At 65.3% G+C, this 17,841-nt stretch carries 19 protein-coding genes; 12 read left to right on the plus strand and 7 right to left on the minus strand.

Annotated features, from left to right (window positions below):
• The coding region (carB, locus tag ACIQ42_RS01870; protein ID WP_397420528.1) for a carbamoyl-phosphate synthase large subunit at positions 1–1,129 on the minus strand (1,129 nt) is incomplete at its 3' end.
• A gap of 252 nt (positions 1,130–1,381) precedes the next feature.
• Between carB and ACIQ42_RS01875 the strand changes: the two genes are divergently transcribed.
• Both ACIQ42_RS01875 and ACIQ42_RS01880 read left to right on the plus strand, forming a co-directional pair.
• Positions 1,382–1,897 carry a sigma-70 family RNA polymerase sigma factor gene (locus ACIQ42_RS01875; protein ID WP_397420529.1) on the plus strand — a complete coding sequence of 172 codons (516 nt, stop codon included), beginning with the start codon at positions 1,382–1,384 and terminating at the stop codon, positions 1,895–1,897.
• Positions 1,894–2,622 carry an anti-sigma factor domain-containing protein gene (locus ACIQ42_RS01880; RefSeq protein WP_397420530.1) on the plus strand — a complete coding sequence of 243 codons (729 nt, stop codon included), beginning with the start codon at positions 1,894–1,896 and terminating at the stop codon, positions 2,620–2,622. The genes ACIQ42_RS01875 and ACIQ42_RS01880 overlap by 4 nt, the downstream gene beginning before the upstream one ends.
• Positions 2,623–2,717: 95 nt before the next feature.
• Here the strand turns inward: ACIQ42_RS01880 and carA are convergent, their stop codons facing one another.
• Positions 2,718–3,908, minus strand: coding sequence for a glutamine-hydrolyzing carbamoyl-phosphate synthase small subunit (gene carA, locus ACIQ42_RS01885; RefSeq protein ID WP_397420531.1), 1,191 nt, complete (start codon positions 3,906–3,908; stop codon positions 2,718–2,720).
• Between the two features lie 99 nt (positions 3,909–4,007).
• Between carA and ACIQ42_RS01890 the strand changes: the two genes are divergently transcribed.
• The 6 genes from ACIQ42_RS01890 to dnaG all read left to right on the plus strand — a co-directional run bounded on the left by ACIQ42_RS01890 (position 4,008) and on the right by dnaG (position 9,121).
• Positions 4,008–4,439: a DUF1330 domain-containing protein gene (locus ACIQ42_RS01890; protein ID WP_397420532.1), complete on the plus strand. Its 432-nt coding sequence runs from the start codon at positions 4,008–4,010 to the stop codon at positions 4,437–4,439.
• Positions 4,440–4,536: 97 nt separating this feature from the next.
• Complete coding sequence (locus ACIQ42_RS01895; protein ID WP_397420533.1) at positions 4,537–5,232, plus strand: HAD family hydrolase; 696 nt, start codon at positions 4,537–4,539, stop codon at positions 5,230–5,232.
• A 54-nt stretch (positions 5,233–5,286) separates the two neighbouring features.
• Complete coding sequence (locus ACIQ42_RS01900; protein WP_397420534.1) at positions 5,287–5,679, plus strand: hypothetical protein; 393 nt, start codon at positions 5,287–5,289, stop codon at positions 5,677–5,679.
• 1 nt (position 5,680) lies between these two features.
• Entirely contained in the window at positions 5,681–6,226 is a 546-nt protein-coding gene (locus ACIQ42_RS01905; RefSeq protein WP_397420535.1) for a hypothetical protein, read from the plus strand.
• A 9-nt stretch (positions 6,227–6,235) separates the two neighbouring features.
• Positions 6,236–7,126: an RNA polymerase sigma factor SigJ gene (gene sigJ, locus ACIQ42_RS01910; protein WP_397420536.1), complete on the plus strand. Its 891-nt coding sequence runs from the start codon at positions 6,236–6,238 to the stop codon at positions 7,124–7,126.
• 78 nt (positions 7,127–7,204) lie between these two features.
• On the plus strand, positions 7,205–9,121 hold the full coding sequence (dnaG, locus tag ACIQ42_RS01915) for a DNA primase (RefSeq protein WP_397420537.1): 1,917 nt from the start codon (positions 7,205–7,207) through the stop codon (positions 9,119–9,121).
• 47 nt (positions 9,122–9,168) lie between these two features.
• On the opposite strand, the gene ACIQ42_RS01920 is transcribed toward dnaG, so the two are convergent.
• The 3 genes from ACIQ42_RS01920 to ACIQ42_RS01930 form a co-directional block, all read right to left on the minus strand.
• Positions 9,169–9,483: a type II toxin-antitoxin system RelE/ParE family toxin gene (locus ACIQ42_RS01920; protein ID WP_397401788.1), complete on the minus strand. Its 315-nt coding sequence runs from the start codon at positions 9,481–9,483 to the stop codon at positions 9,169–9,171.
• Entirely contained in the window at positions 9,480–9,746 is a 267-nt protein-coding gene (locus tag ACIQ42_RS01925) for a type II toxin-antitoxin system ParD family antitoxin (protein WP_397420538.1), read from the minus strand. The genes ACIQ42_RS01920 and ACIQ42_RS01925 overlap by 4 nt, the downstream gene beginning before the upstream one ends.
• Positions 9,747–9,988: 242 nt before the next feature.
• A complete protein-coding gene (locus ACIQ42_RS01930; protein ID WP_397420539.1) occupies positions 9,989–10,375 on the minus strand; it encodes a DUF6713 family protein in 387 nt (128 codons plus the stop codon).
• 1,336 nt (positions 10,376–11,711) lie between these two features.
• Between ACIQ42_RS01930 and rpoD the strand changes: the two genes are divergently transcribed.
• Positions 11,712–13,679, plus strand: coding sequence for an RNA polymerase sigma factor RpoD (gene rpoD / locus ACIQ42_RS01935; protein WP_397420557.1), 1,968 nt, complete (start codon positions 11,712–11,714; stop codon positions 13,677–13,679).
• Positions 13,680–13,724: 45 nt separating this feature from the next.
• A complete protein-coding gene (locus ACIQ42_RS01940; protein ID WP_397420540.1) occupies positions 13,725–15,374 on the plus strand; it encodes a M28 family metallopeptidase in 1,650 nt (549 codons plus the stop codon).
• A gap of 3 nt (positions 15,375–15,377) precedes the next feature.
• On the opposite strand, the gene ACIQ42_RS01945 is transcribed toward ACIQ42_RS01940, so the two are convergent.
• Positions 15,378–15,998 (minus strand): TIGR02466 family protein, encoded by a 621-nt coding sequence (locus tag ACIQ42_RS01945; RefSeq protein ID WP_397420541.1) that lies wholly within the window; start codon positions 15,996–15,998, stop codon positions 15,378–15,380.
• A gap of 132 nt (positions 15,999–16,130) precedes the next feature.
• On the opposite strand from ACIQ42_RS01945, the gene ACIQ42_RS01950 reads away from it, so the two are divergent.
• Both ACIQ42_RS01950 and ACIQ42_RS01955 read left to right on the plus strand, forming a co-directional pair.
• Complete coding sequence (locus tag ACIQ42_RS01950) at positions 16,131–16,988, plus strand: hypothetical protein (RefSeq protein ID WP_397420542.1); 858 nt, start codon at positions 16,131–16,133, stop codon at positions 16,986–16,988.
• Positions 16,989–17,056: 68 nt separating this feature from the next.
• Positions 17,057–17,509 carry a DUF6152 family protein gene (locus ACIQ42_RS01955; protein WP_397420543.1) on the plus strand — a complete coding sequence of 151 codons (453 nt, stop codon included), beginning with the start codon at positions 17,057–17,059 and terminating at the stop codon, positions 17,507–17,509.
• A gap of 71 nt (positions 17,510–17,580) precedes the next feature.
• Here ACIQ42_RS01955 and ACIQ42_RS01960 read toward each other — a convergent pair whose 3' ends face one another.
• Positions 17,581–17,802 (minus strand): flagellar basal body rod C-terminal domain-containing protein, encoded by a 222-nt coding sequence (locus tag ACIQ42_RS01960; RefSeq protein WP_397420544.1) that lies wholly within the window; start codon positions 17,800–17,802, stop codon positions 17,581–17,583.
• Positions 17,803–17,841: the final 39 nt, after the last annotated feature.

Here is a 17,841-nt window from a genome sequence, read left to right on the forward strand (position 1 = left end):
TGGAGGTGGTCAGATAGGCCTCGGCGCCCGGATACTTCTCGAAGGCGAAGCGGGGGATCTTGGTGACCACATAGTCGATGCTGGGCTCGAACGAGGCCGGCGTGGCGCCGGTGATGTCGTTCATCAGCTCATCGAGCGTGTAGCCCACGGCCAGCCTTGCGGCGACCTTGGCGATCGGGAAACCGGTGGCCTTGGACGCCAGGGCCGAGGACCGCGACACCCGCGGGTTCATCTCGATCACCACCATGCGACCGTCCGCGGGATTGACCGCGAACTGCACGTTGGAGCCGCCGGTCTCGACGCCGATCTCGCGCAGCACCGCGATCGAGGCGCGGCGCATCCACTGGTATTCCTTGTCCGTCAGCGTCAGGGCCGGCGCCACAGTGATCGAATCGCCGGTGTGCACGCCCATCGGGTCGATGTTCTCGATGGAGCAGACGATGATGCAGTTGTCGGCCTTGTCGCGGACCACCTCCATCTCGTACTCCTTCCAGCCGAGCACGCTCTCCTCGATGAGCACCTCGGTGGTTGGCGAGATATCCAGACCACGCTCCACGATCTCGCGGAACTCTTCCAGATTGTAGGCGATGCCGCCGCCGGTGCCGGCGAGTGTGAACGACGGGCGGATGATCGCCGGCAGCCCCACGAATTCCAGCCCCTCCAGCGCCTCTTCCATGGAATGGGCCGCCTTGGACTTGGGGCTTTCCAGACCCAGATGATCCATGGCGTCGCGGAATTTCTGGCGGTCCTCGGCCTTGTCGATCACGTCGGCCTTGGCCCCGATCATCTCGACACCGTACTTCGCCAGGGCGCCGGAGGCTTCCAGCGCCAGCGCCGTGTTCAGCGCCGTCTGTCCACCCATCGTGGGAAGTAGGGCGTCGGGGCGTTCCTTGGCGATGATCTTCTCGACCATCTCCGGTGTGATCGGCTCGATATAGGTGGCGTCGGCGACGTCGGGATCGGTCATGATCGTCGCCGGGTTCGAGTTCACCAGGATGATCCTGTAGCCCTCGGCGCGCAGCGCCTTGCAGGCCTGAACGCCGGAGTAGTCGAACTCGCAGGCCTGGCCGATCACGATGGGGCCGGCGCCGATGATCAGGATCGAGGATATGTCTGTGCGTTTGGGCATCACGTCTCGCGCGCATGAACCGGCGCACGCTGAGGGGCGCCGATCCGGTCAATCTGCAGGTTAAGCGGGCGGTTTAGAGAGGGAGCCCCGCGGGCGCAAGCGCCCTCACGCGCAGACCCCGGTTATCGCAAGGCTTGCGTCCTGGCTCCGGGACGGGCAGCTTCGTTGTTCACCCGTCTGTGATGACAAATTCTAGAGTTGGGGTCCCCTTTGGCCGCCGGTGCGACGACCTCGGATATGCTCTCACAGCTCATGGCGCGCATCGCGTCGGGTGAGCGCGAGGCCCTGCGACAACTATACCAGGCCACCTCTGCGAAGCTTTTTGGCGTCTGCCTCCGTATCCTCTCGGACCGCGAGGAGAGCGAGGACGTTTTGCAGGACGTTTACGTCACAATCTGGCGACGGGCCGACCGGTTTGATTCCTCCCGGGCGAGTGTGATGACGTGGCTGTCCACGATCGCCCGCAATCGCGCGATTGACCGGTTGCGGGCGCGCGGGCCGCTGGCGTACGCCGGATCCATCGAGGGTATGGAGATCCCCGATGGCGCCGACAGCGCCGAGACGTTGCTGTTCGCTGCGGACGACCGCAACAAACTGCACGGGTGCCTGTCCCAGCTGGACGACCGCACCGAGAAAGTGATCCGGACCGCCTTCTTCGAGGGCGTGACGTATGAGGCTCTGGCCCGCAGCATGGATACGCCTGTGGGCACAGTGAAGAGTTGGATTCGTCGGGGACTGGCGAAACTCAAGGGATGCCTCCAGTCATGAGTGAAGCGCCCGATCTTCCCGAAGCCGAGGCCTTTGCGGCCGAGCACGCGCTGGGCGTGCTGGATGCGCGTGAACGCGCCGAGGCCGAGATGCGCATGGCCCGCGACCCGGCCTTCGCCGCTGACGTGGACGCCTGGCGCCAGCGCCTCGCTCCCATGCTCGACAGCATCGAATCGGTCACTGCGCCGCAAGGCGTCTGGACACGGATCGAGGCCATGCTGCCCGCCAATGACAATGGCGCGGTCATGAACAAACTGCGGTTCTGGCGGAACGCCGCCGTGGGTGGATTCGCTCTGGCCGCCGCCAGCCTGGCCGGCGTGGTGGTGCAGGTCACCCAGCCACCGGTGACCGTCGAGGCGCCTGCTTCGGCGCCCGGCCAACTGCTCAACGCCAGCCTGACCGCCACCAGCGGCCAGCCGCAGCCGCTTTTCGTGGCGGCCTATGATCCGGACCGCAAGGCGCTGATCATCACCTCGCTGCTGCCGCCCGGCGCCGACCGCGACAAGGTCAATCAGCTCTGGCTGATCGCCGGCCAGGACAAGCCCAGGTCGCTGGGCCTGATCGAGCCCGGCAAGGCCAAGGTCATCGCGCTGCCTCTGGACGTGATGGCCAGGATGTCCGCCGGCGCCAAGCTGGCCGTCTCCATCGAACCGGAAGGCGGCTCGAAGGATCCCAACGGCCCGAGCGGTCCCATCATCGGCCTGGGCGAACTATCCAGGCTATAGGGGCAGACCCACAACTCTGCCCGGCTTTTCCACGCGGGTGACCCTACCCGTTCGCGGGGCGGGCTGCATGAGGCGCGTTCGCGTGGGTTCGCGGTTCAAGACCTTGCGGTCGTTCCGAACGACTTCCCCGCGTCCATCAACTCGGCAAACCGGTCAAAGATGTAGAGGCTGTCTGTCGGTCCCGGTGAGGCTTCGGGGTGATGCTGGACGCTGAAGACCGGCTTGCCCTTGAGCGCCAGGCCCGCGTTGGTGCCGTCGAACAGCGAGACATGGGTTTCCTCGACGCCGCTCGGCAGGCTGTCGCGATCCACTGTGAAGCCGTGATTCATCGAGACGATTTCCACCTTGCCGGTGGTCAGGTCCTTGACCGGATGGTTGGCGCCATGGTGGCCCTGGTCCATCTTCACGGTCGTGGCGCCCAGCGCCAGCGCCAGCATCTGATGGCCCAGGCAGATGCCGAAAACCGGCGTGCCACTGGCCACAAGCTTGCGGATCTCGGGCACCGAATGGACGCCCGTCGCGGCGGGGTCTCCGGGGCCGTTGGAGAGCAGGACGCCGTCCGGCTTGCGCGCCAGAATCTCCTCGGCGGTGGTGCTGGCCGGCACCACGGTGACCCGTGCGCCCACTGACACCAGCGATCGCAGGATGTTGCGCTTCACGCCGTAGTCGACGACCACCACATCATACTTCGGCGTGGCCGGGTGCGCGTAGCCCTCCGGCCAGGACCACAGGCCCTCGTCGTAGGTGAACGCCTGCAGGCAGGTAGCCTCTTTCGCCAGATCCAGCCCTTCCAGGCCTGACCAGGCTTTGGCCTTCGCCAGCAGCGCCTCCAGATCGAATACGCCGTCGGGACTGTGGGCGATCACACCGTGGGGCATGCCGTTCTCACGGATCGCCCGGGTCAGCGCGCGCGTGTCCACCCCGGCCAGACCCACCACCCCGCGCCGCGCCATCCAGGTCGGCAGGTCGCAATCTGAACGCCAGTTGGCCGGCGGCGTGGGCATGTCGCGGAAGATCGCGCCCCGGGCCGCCGTTTCGGCCGCGCCGGACATCTGCTCCAGGTCATCCACATTTGTCCCCACATTGCCGATGTGCGGGAAGGTAAAGGCCACGATCTGGGCCATGTAGGAGGGGTCGGTGAGAATCTCCTGATAGCCGGTCATGGCGGTGTTGAAGCAGACCTCGCCCAACGCCTCGCCTGTGGCGCCGACGCCATGCCCCTGCAGGACGGTTCCATCGGCCAGCACCAGAACGCCGGTGACGCCAGGTAGCAGATCACGGCTCATGGTGGTGTTCCTTCAAGGTGGGCAAACGGCGGCGTTGGTAGTGACTCGCGGAGGTGGGGTCAATCCGGCTAATCTGTCCGCAGAAGGCGAGGGAACAACATGTACATCGATCCGGGCCGCGATGCGTGGGAAGTCTTCAAGTCGCTGCCGCGCGACCAGCCGATCCAGATGCTCAATCTGGTAAAGCTCAAGCCCAGGGCCGATTATCCGCAGGGGCATCCGGACCACGGCAAGGACCTCACGGGTCTGGACGCCTACCGCGCCTACGGCCGCACCACTGCGCACATCTTCAAGCGGTTGGGCGGCCGGCAGGTCTGGGCGGGCAAGCCGCAGGTGATGGTCACCGGACCCGGCTCCGAGGCCTGGGACATCGCCTTCATCGCCGAATACCCGAGCTCGGAGGCCTTCATCTCCATGGTGCGCGATCCTGAGTATCAGGTGCTGGTCGCCCACAGGACCGCAGGCGTGGCTGATAGCCGCCTGTTGCGTCTCGAGCCGGTGTCCGATCTCGGGGAGGGGTTCGGCGAGTAGTTGGCAGTAAACGAGGGAAAGCTGAGATTTCCGCCAGATGTTGCCCGCACCGGCTGACGATTGCGCAGACTCATCCGGGCGGCCTATTCAACCGGCCATGCGCATTACCACGGTCGGCCTCGATGCCGACGACACGCTCTGGCACAATGAGACGATCTTCCGTCTGACGCAGGATCGCCTGCGCGAAATGATGTCCGGGTTCGCCCCGCCGGATCTGCTCAACGCCCGCCTGGCCGAGGTCGAGGCCCGCAACCTTCGGCTCTATGGTTATGGGGTCAAGGGCTTCACGCTCTCGATGATCGAAACCGCCATGGAGCTGACGGATCACAACCCGCCGGGCCGCCTCATCGCCGATATCCTGGCGGCGGGGCGCGAGATGCTTCAGGAGCCGGTCGAGCCGCTGCCGGGGGTGGAAAACGCGCTGGCGGAGCTCTCGGAACACTATCGTCTGGTGCTGATCACCAAGGGCGACCTGCTGCACCAGGAGCAGAAGCTGGCCGCGTCGGGCCTGGGCGACCTGTTCGCCGCCGTGGAGATCGTCAGCGAGAAGGACGCCTCGACCTATGTGCGCGTTTTCGAACGTCACGGAACGGGCGCGGCCGAGGCGGTGATGTGCGGCAACTCGCTCCGGTCCGACATCCTGCCGGCTCTGGAGGCGGGCAGCTGGGGCGCCCACGTCCCCTATCCCATCACCTGGGCTCACGAGATGGCCGAGACGCCGGCCGGCCATGACCGGTTTGTGGAACTCGCGACCATCTCCGACCTGCCGGGATGGGTGCGTTCACTGAGCTGATGTCACAAACCGACGATCCCGCGCGTCCTTGGCTCAAAAGGATGGAGCGGGTGCATGCGGAACTGGGATCGATACCTTGCCGGTCTGACGGCACTGCTGCTGGCTTCTAATGGCCTCGCGATGCTCTTCGCCTCGCAGGCCTGGTACGACGCTGTGCCGGGCGTGCCCCTGACCGGCCCCTTTAACGGCCATTTCGTAAGGGACATCGGCGCGGCCTATCTGGCCTGTGCGCTGGGCCTGGGCTGGTTTGCCTGGCGACCGGTTCAGGGTTGGCCGGCCATGGTGATCGGCGCGACCTGGCTGACCCTCCACGCCCTGGTCCATGTCTATGACGCCAGCTGCGGCGCAAGCCCCCTGGCGGACATCCAGCGCGACTTCGTCGGCGTCTATCTGTTCGCAGCCATCCCGCTGACCCTGATCCTGCTGCGCAATCCAAAGGAGGTCTGAGATGTTGAGAGCCATCCTCTCCCGCTGGCTCGACGGTTTCGAGCGGACCTGGCGGTACGACGCCAGCTACATGCGTCACGTGCTGGTGGTCAGTCCGGCCAGCCTGATCAAGTTCATGGTGGGCACGCGCGCGCCGGACACCCGGGCCGCGCCCGGCGCCGCCCTGGCCGCCGCCGGCATTGTCGGAACCCTGGCCGAGGATTGCGGGCCCTGCACCCAGATCGTCGCCGACATCGCTGCGGCCAACGGCGTCGCGCCCGCCATCATCCGCGCCATCCTGGCGGGCGACGAGGCGGACATGGGGGAGACCGCCGCCCTGGCCTGGCGTTTCGCCCGCGCCAGCCTGGCCCGTGACATGGAGGCGTGTGATCCGCTGCGCGACGAGATCGTCCGCCGCTGGGGCGAAAAGGCTCTGGTGGCGATCAGCCTCTCGCTGATGACGGCGCGGATGTATCCGACGCTGAAGTACGCTCTGGGCTACGGCAGGACCTGTTCGAAGGTGGTGGTGGCCGGCGAGGACGTCGCCCCGCGCGCGATCGCGGCGTAGGGTCCCGGCATGGATGCCGCCCTTCTTGACGCCTTCGAGGCCAATCGCCCGCGACTGAAGCGGCTGGCCTATCGGATGCTGGGCTCGGTGAGCGCGGCCGAGGACACGGTGCAGGACGCCTGGTTGCGCTGGGATCGGGCCGGGGCAGGGGTGTCGGATCCCGCCGCCTGGCTGGTTCGCGCCACGACCCGGCTCTGCATCGACCGCCTGCGCGCCGCCAGGGCCGAGCGCGAGGCCTATCGTGGCCCATGGCTGCCGGAACCCCTGATCGAGCCTCTGACCGATGATCCGCTCGAACGCGCCGAGGAGGTTTCCATCGGTTTCCTGCTGGCGCTGGAACGACTGTCACCGCTGGAGCGGGCGGTGTTCCTGCTGCACGACGTGTTCGACGAGGACTATGCCGCTGTCGCCCGGGCGCTGGACCGCTCGGAAGCCGCTGTGCGCCAGCTGGCGGGCCGGGCGCGGGAGCATGTGCAGATCGCCCGGCCCCGCTTTGCCGTGGACCAGGCGCGGGTGACCCGCCTGGCCCAGGCCTTCATGGCGGCCGCGGCGACAGCCGATACCGGTCTTCTGGCCAGCTTGCTGTGCGAGGACGCCATCATGGTCACTGACGGCGGCGGCAAGCGAAAGGCCGCGCTGCGGGTGATGGTGGGTCGCGACGATATCATAGGCCTGCTGGAGGGCCTACGCTGGCGGCAGGGTGTTCCCGTGTTGGAAAGCGTCGAGGCCGTACGCATCAACGGCTACCCCGGCCTGCTGATGCGTCTGGACGACGGCCCGTCCACCTACGCCTTCGAACCCGGGGAGGACGGGCGCATCGCGGCCATCTACGTCGTGCGAAACCCGGACAAGCTGACGCACGTTGCCGCTGGCGAAGGCCAACGTCCGCATCTGACGTAGAATCAATCCACAGGTGGCGTAGATCAATCCACAGGGGCTCTCGGAATCCTCCGGGTCAGAGGTGATAGCGGTTCGCCCATGGTCGGTCGGTTCGACGAACGGTTCCTGGAAGAGATCAAGTCGCGGCTGCGCCCGTCCGACGTGATCGGTCGTACCGTGAAGCTGCGCAAGCAGGGCCGCGAATATGTGGGCCTGTCGCCGTTCAACAAGGAAAAGACCCCCTCGTTCTATGTGAACGACGAGAAGGGCCAGTTCTTCGACTTCTCGTCGGGCAAGACCGGCGACCTGATCACCTTCCTGCAGGAAAACGAGCGGCTGAGTTTCGCCGAGGCGGTCGAGCGGCTGGCGGCGGAGGCCGGCGTGCCGCTGCCCGCCGTCGATCCGCGCGGCGCCGAGCAGGAAAAGGTGCGACAGGGCCTGGCCGAGTGGCTGGAACTGGCCGCCAAATGGTTCGAGGGCGAGCTGAAACGCCCGCCGGCCCGCGAGGCCCGCGCCTATCTGGAGAAACGCGGCCTGCCGGAAACGGAGTGGGCGCGCTTTCGGCTGGGCTTCTCGCCGTCCGGTCGCACAGCGCTGAAGGACTATTTGGTCACCAAGGGCGCGCGTCCGGCCGAGCTGGTGGAGACCGGCCTGCTGATCGCGCCGGAGGATGGCGGCGCGCCCTATGACCGGTTCCGCGACCGGATCATCTTTCCCATCCTCGATGCGCGGGGCCGGGTGGTCTCCTTCGGCGGCCGGGCCATGGACCCACAGGCCCGCGCCAAATATCTGAACGGCCCGGAGACCGCCGTCTTCCACAAGGGCCACCAGCTCTATGGCCTGTCCGAGGCGCGCAAGATCCTGGCCGCCGCGCCCACCGGCGAGGACGCGCCGCTGGTGGTGGTCGAGGGCTATATGGACGTCATCGCCTGCCAGCGGGCCGGGATCGCGGGCGTCGCCGCCATGGGCACCGCGCTGGGCGAGGAGCAGATGGAGGTGCTGTGGCGCCATCACCCTGAGCCCACCGTCTGCCTCGACGGCGACCGCGCGGGAAAGGCCGCCGCCAACCGGCTGCTGGAACGCGCCCTGCCGCTGCTGAAGCCGGGGCGCACCTTCAAATTCGTGTTCATCGAGGGCGGCAAGGATCCCGACGAGGTGCTGCGCGAGCAGGGGGCCCTGGCGCTGAAGGCCCAGCTGGCCAGCACCACCCCCTTCGCCGAGGCCCTGTTCAACTTCCATCGCGGCGACGACCCGCTGGACACGCCCGAGCGCAAGACCGCGCTCAAGGTCAAGCTGCGCAAGGTGGCCGCCACCATCGCCGACGGAGATCTGGCCGCCGCCTATCGAGAGGACCTGCTGGCCCGCTACGAGGCGCTGTGGCCCACCCGACAGCCGGTCTACACCGTGGGCGCTGCGGCGCGCGAAATGTCCCGCGCAGGCTGGGACAAGCGCCGCAAGAACAACGCGGCCGCGATCGGCGCCACCGCCGAGGTCAAGGACGCCTACGATCGCCTGCGCCGCGCGCCCCGGCCGCTGGCCGCCGCCCTGGCCATGGCCGCCGTGCGCGACCCCGGGATCATCGACGCGTCTATCGAACGGGTGGGCTCCCACGGCTTTGGCGACGAACAGCTGGATCGCCTGGCCCAGGAACTGGTCAGCCTGCGCTACGAGGCTGATGGCCTGGAGGCTGACGCCGCCGTTCGCCATCTGCATACGCGCGGCTTTGTCCCCGAGGACTTCACCCGCCTCGAACGCGACGCCCAACGCGCGGGCCTGAGCGCCCCCTTCCTCACCGAGACCGGCGAGCGCGCCCGCGACCTCTGGCGCCAGGCCTTTGACCTGCTGATGCAACTGGAAAGCCTGGAACGCGCGGTGGAAGGCGCCGCCCAGGACCTCGCCCGCGACCAGGACTCCGCCACCCTCATGACCCTCAAGGGCGAACGCGATCAGCTCCGACGCCTGCTCAACAGCGACTGGGCGAACGAGAACGTGGCGGAAAGTCCGCTGGCGCACTGAGGTGAATCTACGAGGGCAGTTGCATTAACCCCCACCGCAACCTGGCTTCAACCCTCGAAGTCCTGCCGGAACCTCTCGATCTGGTGCATCCGTTCGTGGAGCACCGTGACGATGCCAACATCTCCGTCGCCGAGAACTTTCCAGTAGATCAGGTGCTGCTCATACCGGCACACGAAGCCCACCACCCCGAACTCGGCCGGGATCGCGCGCCAGACGACATGACGGGCGGCGATCGCCTCGAAGCGGGCGAACAGGCCGCGAATGTAACGCGCTGCCTGATCCGCCCCCCAGGTGCTTTCGGTGTAGCGGTAGATCTCGTCGATCCGCTCGATCGCGGCGGTCTGGACCCGGAACCCGCTCACCGTGCGGCGCGGGCCCGTCCCCGGGCGATCACGGTTTCGGCGTCCAGGGGTTGAAAGCTGTCGTCAGCGAGGGAAAAGGCCATTTGCAGTTCGGCCTTCAGCCTATGGAAGGCGTCGCCCTCGGCGCGTTCCATGTCGCGCCGGATCAGGTCGCGGACATATTCGCTGACATTCTCGTAGACGCCGTCTTCCGCGACATTGGCCGCCACGAAATCCCCGAGCCGGCCAGTGACGCGCACGTTGAGGGTCATGGCCTTGGGCACGGCGCGGTCTCCTGTCGGACGGTGTCCACAGGATAAGGCATATTGTGGACACCGCAAGCCGGGAGTTTCCGGTTTCGGTGACACTTTACTTAACCCCCAAACGCGGCGCCGGCCCACGCGGCCTTGGGGCCAGCTTCCGGCCGGTACGGACTTCCATGTCGGCGAGCCGTCGGGGATTGGGCAGGGTCAGGCGCTGGCTTATGCGGGCGACGACGTCTCGGCTGATTGGCATCGGGCTGCCATCAGAAGACCTGCGGTCCGATTTGGCCCCCTGACGGACGTCGCCTCACCAGAGCCAGGTAAAGACCTCCGAACAGGCCGGCTCCGCCAATGATCAGCCAGGAGCTCAGGTTATTGAATTCGTAGGCGGGATGATTCCGGAAGCCCCAGTGCAATCCGAAATGAACGAGCGAGAATATCGCCAGGCCAAACCTGAGCCCGGTCCTGTCGTTGAACAACAGGATGGCGGCGAACAGGGGCACGTGAGCCCAGATGAATACCTGCCGACCGATATCATCGGGCAGAAAACTGGTGAGCGGCAGCACGCGCCACTCATGCCGGAGCGCTGCATCCACCTCATGACTGAACAGAAACGCCAGCATGATGATGTAGGCGATCTTCGCGCGCATGGTTGTCTCCTCGATTGCGCCGTGCCCGGTCAGCGGCATCTTTTGCACTCAGGTCACGGACTGGCGAGGTGAGCGCATCCAAGACCGAGGGCGACCTACCTATAGGCTCCCGGCACGTCGCAGTTCGCAATTACCTCGGGGGTAGCCATGGGTTTGCCTCTGCGTCGAAGAGCGTGTTCAGCGTGGATGGGGTCAGTGGCCTTTGGTTACGGTCGGTTACGGTGACGCGTTACTTTACCTCCAATCGAGGCGCCGGCCCTCGGGCGCCTGTGGCGAGGGGGTGAACATGACCTGTTCGCGTCCCTTCGCGTCGGTTCGCGGTCAAAGGACACAGGTCGCAGAACCGTCCCGCTACCCGCGGGAATGTCAGCGTATCTCTCCGCGAGAACCTACCTCAATTGCGCGATGTCCCCGGGACTCCACTGGCAATCGCCTGTTTTGCTAATTCAAATGAGTTTTTGGATGAACCCAAACCCGGGCCTCCCAGCTCAGCAATTCTTGAAACGAATTCCTCATTGTCATGACAGCTTAAAACTAGCTTCCTCAGTGCTTCATGCAACGCACATTTCTGTGTGTCATCGGTTAGTGCATTGAACAATTCATATGTATCAATGAATGTTTCGTCTGTTAAATCATAATCGTCATGAAAATGACCTGCGAATCTTCTGACTATGTTAAATTCAAAACAATCAAATATCATCTTTTCGTCTCAGATTGATTTGCTGATAGAAATCTGAAGATCTTGCGTACAACGGGGAGCGTTAGGGATTTACGGCGCCACTTTACTTAACCCCCAAACGATGACCCGGGCCTGGGGGCTCACACCATCACCGTAACACGCTTGCTACCCTTCCTCCTACCGGTCTACCCGCCCCCCTTGTCCCGCGCCTTGATCATGTGCGACCCCCTCCGCGCCCTGCGACCTGACGCCCTGCGCCGCGTCATCATCTTGACACAGCGCCCCCGGCACGCCATCTGCCGCCTACTGGATTTAGCTCGCGTCTGACAGACATCGATGGGCCGCTGCGGTTTCCGAGCGCGCCCCCTGCGTGGATGATGATGTCTCCCTCGACCGGTGGAAGTCCCGGGGGTCACGCCGCCGCGCCTCTTTTCGAGGCCGGGGATGGAGGCGCCGCGAACTGGCGGGAGCGTGTGCCTCTGCCGGAGGGTTCGTGGCGGGGTCTGTCCTGCCGGCGCGGTCTGGCTCCTGAGGTTCACGTACCCGAACGAAATTGGTGATGGAAACGGACGACTGTCCCGGTTCTGTGGCCCCTGAACAACGCTCGGCCCCCCCCTCGCGGGATGGGCGCCGACTTCGAAGAATTGGATGATCACGATGGCCGAAGGCGACACCACCACCGCAGCCAATGCGACCGCCAGCGAAACCACCAGCAACGATGGACCGTTGCTCGACCTGACCGATGCGGCCGTCAAGAAGTTCATCAAGGCGGCCAAGACCCGCGGCTACGTCACGATGGACGAGCTCAACAAGGTGCTGCCCTCCGAGGAAGTGACCTCCGAGCAGATCGAGGACACGCTGGCGATGCTCAGCGAGATGGGCGTCAACGTCGTGGAGTCCGAAGACGACGCCGAGGCTACCGAAGTCACGGTTCGCGAAGACACCGCCGTGGTCGAGACCACCAAGGAAGCCGCCTACGATCGTACTGACGACCCCGTGCGCATGTATCTGCGCGAGATGGGCTCGGTGGAGTTGCTGTCGCGCGAGGGCGAGATCGCCATCGCCAAGCGCATCGAGGCCGGCCGCGACACCATGATCCGGGGCCTGTGCGAAAGCGCGCTCACCTTCGAGGCCATCATGGTGTGGCGCGAGGAACTGGAAGGCGGCCGGATCCTGCTGCGTGAGGTGATCGACCTTGAGCAGACCTATGGCGGCATGACCGCCGCCGCCGCCGAGGAACTGGCCGCCAATGCGCCGCCGCCGGCCGAAGTCGTCGAGGAGGCCCCCGAACTCAACGAGGACGGCGAGGTCATCGCCAAGGCCGACAGCGACGACGACGACGACTTCGATGACGGCGCCGGTCCCACGATCAGCGCGATGGAAGCGGAGTTGCGCGAAGGCGTGATGGTGACCCTGGACGCCATCGCCGTCGAATTCGAGAGCTTCCGTCTTTTGCAGGAAAAGCTGGTGGGCGCGCGCCTGCGTGGCGAACAGCTCGGCGACAAGGATCTGAAGGCCTATCAGGCCTCCGCCGCCGCCATCGTTCAGCACCTGAAGACGCTGAAGCTGAACAACAACCGCATCGAGGCGCTGGTCGAGCAGCTGTACGCGATCAACAAGCGCCTGATGGTGCTGGAAGGTCGCTTGCTGCGACTGGCCGACAGTTACGGGATCAGCCGCGCCGAATTCCTGAAGGCCTACTTCGGCCAGGAAATGACCCCGGACTGGACCGATCAGGTCAAGCTGCTGGGCGTGCGCTGGACCAAGTTCGCCGAGAACGACGCCGGCCAGATCGGCGACATCCGCTCGGAAGTGGCGGCCCTGGCCACCGAAACCGGCGTGCCCATCGACGACTACCGCCGCATCGTCCAGACCGTCCAGAAGGGCGAGCGCGAGGCCCGTCAGGCCAAGAAGGAAATGGTCGAGGCCAACCTGCGCCTGGTGATCTCCATCGCCAAGAAATACACCAACCGCGGCCTGCAGTTCCTGGACCTGATCCAGGAAGGCAACATCGGCCTGATGAAGGCGGTGGACAAGTTCGAGTACCGCCGCGGCTACAAGTTCTCCACCTACGCCACCTGGTGGATCCGGCAGGCGATCACCCGCTCGATCGCCGACCAGGCCCGCACCATCCGCATCCCGGTGCACATGATCGAGACGATCAACAAGATCGTCCGCACCTCGCGCCAGATGCTGCACGAGATCGGCCGCGAGCCCACGCCGGAAGAACTGGCCGAAAAGCTGGCCATGCCACTGGAGAAGGTCCGCAAGGTCCTGAAGATCGCCAAGGAGCCGATCAGCCTAGAGACCCCTATCGGCGACGAGGAAGACAGCCACCTGGGCGACTTCATCGAGGACAAGAACGCGATCCTGCCGATCGATGCGGCCATCCAGTCCAACCTGCGTGAAACCACCACGCGCGTGCTGGCCTCGCTGACGCCGCGGGAAGAGCGCGTTCTGCGCATGCGCTTCGGCATCGGCATGAACACCGACCACACCCTGGAAGAGGTTGGCCAGCAGTTCAGCGTAACCCGCGAACGCATCCGGCAGATCGAGGCGAAGGCCCTGCGCAAGCTGAAGCACCCGTCGCGGTCGCGCAAGCTGCGGAGTTTCCTCGACAGTTGACGGCTGGGGATTCTAGAAGCGCCTGACGTCTGTCACGGGGTTGTCATGTTTCTTCGCAAGTTGCTGCCGATGTCGGTTTCGCTGGCCACGCTGGCTGTCGCCTGCGTGGCTGCTGCCCAGGTTTCGACTGCGGCCGAGACTTCAGCCGCCAGCATCAAGGCCCATATCACCTTCCTGGCCAGTGACCTGCTGGAGGGCCGTGATACCGGCACGCCGGGCTACGACATCGCCGCCAACTATGTGGCCTCCCAGTTTGCGCAACTGGGCCTGAAGCCCGCCGGAACGAATGGGACCTACTTCCAGCCGGTGCCGCTGGTGGCGGTTCGGGCGCGCGATGAGGGGCGCTACGTACTGAAGGCCCGGGACGGAACCGAAACGCCGCTGGTCTTCGGTGATGACTATATGGTGGCCCGTCCGTTCGGGCCTGCGGAACGCAAGGTCACGGCGTCGATGGTCTTCGTGGGCTTCGGCGTGGTGGCGCCCGAGCGCAAGCGCGACGACTACAAGGGCCTGAACGTCAAGGGCAAGATCGTGGTGGTGTTGGCCGGCGCGCCATCCGGCTTCCAGACCGAAGAACGCGCCTACTATGCCAACGGCCGCACCAAGCGTGAGCAGGCGGCCAGGCGCGGCGCTGTAGGCATGATCACCCTCTACACCCCCACCGACGAGAAGCGCCGACCCTTCGCCGAGGGCAAGCGATCCTGGCAGCAGTGGGCCATGAACTGGCGCATGCCGGACGGTGCGCCTCACGATACCGCACCGGATACCCCTTCCTTGGGTTCCCTGAGCCTGCAGGGCGCAGAGAAGCTGTTTGTGGGTGCGAAGGTTCCCTGGGCCAAGGTGATCGAGGCGGCGGAAAAGCCGCAGGGCGAGACACCACGCCTTGAGTTGCCGGGGTCGCTGGATGTCACGGTGCGCACCGAGACCAAGTCCATCGAGAGCGCCAATGTCGCGGCCATGATCGAGGGCTCCGATCCTGCGCTGAAGGCCGAGGTGGTGGTGCTGTCCGCCCATCTGGATCACATCGGCATATCCTCGCCGGTGAACGGTGACACGATCAACAATGGCGCGCTGGACAACGCCGCCGGTATCGCCACCACCCTTGAAGTAGCCCGGGCCTTCAAGGAGAGCGGCAAGACGCCTCGCCGTTCAGTGATGTTCCTGGCGGTGACGGGCGAGGAAAAGGGCCTGCTGGGCGCCGAGTACTTTACACGCAATCCCACGGTCCCGGCCGCCTCGATTGCGGCCAACGTGAACCTGGACATGCCGATTCTGACCTACGCCTTCACCGATGTCATCGCCTTCGGTGCAGATCGCTCGACCCTGGGCGCGGCCGTGGCGCGCGCTGCGGCGAAATCCGGAGTGGGTGTGTCGCCGGATCCGCTGCCGGAGGAGGGCTTCTTCACGCGCTCGGACCACTTCCGTTTCGTGGAAGCCGGTGTGCCGTCGATATTCCTGATGACAGGCTTTCAGGGTCCTGGCGAAGCCCAGTTCAAGGGCTTCCTGGCTTCGTGCTACCACAAGCCCTGCGATGATCTGGCCCTGCCTATCGACTATGTGGCCGGGGCCCGGTTTGCGACTCTGAACTATGACATCGCCCGCGAGATCGCCGACGGCGATGCGCGTCCGGTCTGGAAGAAGGGCGACTTCTTCGGCGGCAAGTTCGCGCGGCCTGCACTGGTGGCGACGGAGTAGGCGTCACCGCCAGCCGTAGTTGAAGCTTACGCTGACCCGGGGCGTCTTTGCGCGGTTGGCCGGCACCTCGTGGCGCAGCCAGCTTTCCCAGAGGTATAACGTGCCCGCCTCGGGCTGGAGGTAGACGAAACTCTGCGCGGATTCCGGCGCATCGGTCCGCCGCGGCGGGGCGGCCATCATTAGCGGCAGCCTTGGATCCTCCAGCTTCAGGGCGCTGGCCCCTGGCGGCGTGGCCACGTAGTAGGTTCCGGAAATCACGCTATGCGGGTGGACATGGCCCGAGTGGGCCGCACCGGGCTTGAGGATGTTCACCCACAGGCTGTCGAGTCGCAGCTTGCCGGCGCCCAGATCGAAGTCCAGCGCTTCGGAAAACGCGCGCACGTGACGATCCAGACGGGACTTGAGATCACCGAACACGCTCATCCGCCGGGGCAGGTCATCCAGCGACGCGTAGGAGGTATAGCCACCGTAGCCGTGTTCGCGGCACCAACGTCGCCCGGCCACATCTTCTTCAGCCAGTCCCTCGCAGGCCTGCAAAATCTCGGCGTTGAAATTTTCGAAGCTTCGGTCTGTACTAAGGGTGGCCGTATAGATCGGCGTGGCGAAGAGCGGTCGCAATGTCATGTGCGGCGGCTTAAACCAGCCGGGACGTTTCGCAAAATGACGAGCTGTCTGGCGCTATGCGGGAACGTTGTTTAGGTTGGGTCCAAACAGGTGCGGTCGAGTCATGGCCGACGCCAACGGGGGAACGAGATTATGATCAGGATCGTAGCGGCGCTGGCTGTGGTCGGCCTCCTTGCGTCTGGCCCTGCGATGGCCCAGCCGAAGCCCAAGGCGGCGGCGGCTTACAAGGCGCCCCGGGGCCCCGATGGCAAGCATCCCGATCTGAACGGTGTCTGGCAGGCGATGAACACCGCCGGCTGGGATATCGAGCCCCATGCCGCGCGCGCCGCCCTGCAACTGCGCCCCGGTCCGTTTGTGCCGGTGCCGGCCAAGGCGGTCGTGGCTCTGGGCGCTGTGGGCGCTGTGCCGGCCGGCCTCGGCATCGTCGAAGGCGGCGAGATCCCCTACACGCCCGAGGCCAAGGCTACCCGCGACGCCAATCGCGCCGACTATCTGAACCTCGACCCGGAAGTGAAGTGCTATCTGCCGGGCGTGCCGCGCGCCAACTACATGCATCTGCCTTTCCAGATCTTCCAGTCTGAGAAATCGATGATCATCGCCTACGAATATGCCGGTGCCGTGCGCAATGTGCTGTTCAAGGATCCCGGCCCGGCGCCAGTCGATAGCTGGATGGGCCAGTCGGTCGCCAAATGGGACGGCGACACCCTCGTCGTCACGGTCAGCGGCATGAACGATCGCACCTGGTTTGATCGCGCCGGCAATCACCACTCGGATCAGATGACTGTGGTGGAGCGCTGGACACCGACCGGCCCCGGTCTGGTGCGCTATGAAGCGACAATCACTGACCCCAACACCTTTACCCGGCCCTGGAAGATGAGCTTCAATCTCTACAAGCGGGTGGGGGAGGACGCACGCCTCAACCAGTTCAAGTGCGTCGAGTTTGTCGAGGAACTGATGTACGGTGACCTGCGCAAGGTGCCGCTGAAGTAGCCCTCAAGCCATCCCCGACGTCCGGGGATTCAAGCAACCTGATCTGCATCCCGCGTTGGAGGCGCACCATGAATACGAAGAACCTGATAGTCGCCGGAGCCATCGGCGCCGCGCTCGCCGTCGCTGCCGCCGGTGGTGCCGCCTTGGCTCACCACGCATTTGCCGCCGAGTTTGACGGCAAGTCTCCGGTGTTGCTGCGCGGCAAGGTGACCCGCGTGGAGTGGATCAATCCGCACGCCTGGGTGCACATCGCCGCCGTCGGCCCGAACGGCGCGACCACGGCCTGGATGGTTGAGGGCGGCACGCCCAATACGCTTCTGCGCTCGGGAATTGACCGCAACTCGCTGAAGCCCGGTACGGAAATCATCGTCCGGGGCTATCAGTCCAAGGACAAGCTCTGCAGACCGGCCTGCAAGGCCAACGGTCGCGACGTGACATTCCCCGATGGCAAGAAGCTGTTCATGGGCTCGTCAGGAACCGGCGCGCCTACGGACGGCGCAGATCCCACCGAAAAGAAATAGTCCGATCCGGACAGCTGTTACGGAAAGGGGAGCCGCGAGGCTCCCCTTTTTCGTTTCAGCCTGCGATCCGTTCAGCGCGACTGTATGGCCAGCAGCGAGTCCCACATGTCCTGAGCATAGCGGATCACCGAGAGGTTCGCGGAGAAGGCATGCTTCGCCTGGATCACCTCAACGAACTCGGTCCCGAGGTCGACCCCGGGGTCACTCGGCGCACTGACGATACGGGTCGCCGCCGTCTCAAAGCGGTTTGAGGCAGCCATCAGGCCGTAGCGAGCAGTGGCGATCGGGTCCATGGGGCCGACCTTGCGCTCCGGCTGGTTAAGGTGGTGCGC

It is taken from the genome of Phenylobacterium sp., from assembly GCF_044372605.1.
Taxonomy (GTDB): domain Bacteria; phylum Pseudomonadota; class Alphaproteobacteria; order Caulobacterales; family Caulobacteraceae; genus Phenylobacterium.

What these genes read in the sequence shown, in the direction of transcription:
- sigJ (WP_397420536.1), top strand. Translation starts at nt 6,236, where the DNA reads ATGGATGCCGCCCTTCTTGACGCCTTCGAGGCCAATCGCCCGCGACTG.
- dnaG (WP_397420537.1), top strand. Translation starts at nt 7,205, where the DNA reads ATGGTCGGTCGGTTCGACGAACGGTTCCTGGAAGAGATCAAGTCGCGG.
- rpoD (WP_397420557.1), top strand. Translation starts at nt 11,712, where the DNA reads ATGGCCGAAGGCGACACCACCACCGCAGCCAATGCGACCGCCAGCGAA.
- ACIQ42_RS01940 (WP_397420540.1), top strand. Translation starts at nt 13,725, where the DNA reads ATGTTTCTTCGCAAGTTGCTGCCGATGTCGGTTTCGCTGGCCACGCTG.
- ACIQ42_RS01900 (WP_397420534.1), top strand. Translation starts at nt 5,287, where the DNA reads ATGCGGAACTGGGATCGATACCTTGCCGGTCTGACGGCACTGCTGCTG.
- carA (WP_397420531.1), bottom strand. Translation starts at nt 3,908, where the DNA reads ATGAGCCGTGATCTGCTACCTGGCGTCACCGGCGTTCTGGTGCTGGCC.
- ACIQ42_RS01875 (WP_397420529.1), top strand. Translation starts at nt 1,382, where the DNA reads ATGGCGCGCATCGCGTCGGGTGAGCGCGAGGCCCTGCGACAACTATAC.
- ACIQ42_RS01960 (WP_397420544.1), bottom strand. Translation starts at nt 17,802, where the DNA reads ATGGACCCGATCGCCACTGCTCGCTACGGCCTGATGGCTGCCTCAAAC.
- ACIQ42_RS01930 (WP_397420539.1), bottom strand. Translation starts at nt 10,375, where the DNA reads ATGCGCGCGAAGATCGCCTACATCATCATGCTGGCGTTTCTGTTCAGT.
- ACIQ42_RS01880 (WP_397420530.1), top strand. Translation starts at nt 1,894, where the DNA reads ATGAGTGAAGCGCCCGATCTTCCCGAAGCCGAGGCCTTTGCGGCCGAG.
- ACIQ42_RS01955 (WP_397420543.1), top strand. Translation starts at nt 17,057, where the DNA reads ATGAATACGAAGAACCTGATAGTCGCCGGAGCCATCGGCGCCGCGCTC.
- ACIQ42_RS01905 (WP_397420535.1), top strand. Translation starts at nt 5,681, where the DNA reads ATGTTGAGAGCCATCCTCTCCCGCTGGCTCGACGGTTTCGAGCGGACC.
- ACIQ42_RS01895 (WP_397420533.1), top strand. Translation starts at nt 4,537, where the DNA reads ATGCGCATTACCACGGTCGGCCTCGATGCCGACGACACGCTCTGGCAC.
- ACIQ42_RS01950 (WP_397420542.1), top strand. Translation starts at nt 16,131, where the DNA reads ATGATCAGGATCGTAGCGGCGCTGGCTGTGGTCGGCCTCCTTGCGTCT.
- ACIQ42_RS01890 (WP_397420532.1), top strand. Translation starts at nt 4,008, where the DNA reads ATGTACATCGATCCGGGCCGCGATGCGTGGGAAGTCTTCAAGTCGCTG.
- ACIQ42_RS01945 (WP_397420541.1), bottom strand. Translation starts at nt 15,998, where the DNA reads ATGACATTGCGACCGCTCTTCGCCACGCCGATCTATACGGCCACCCTT.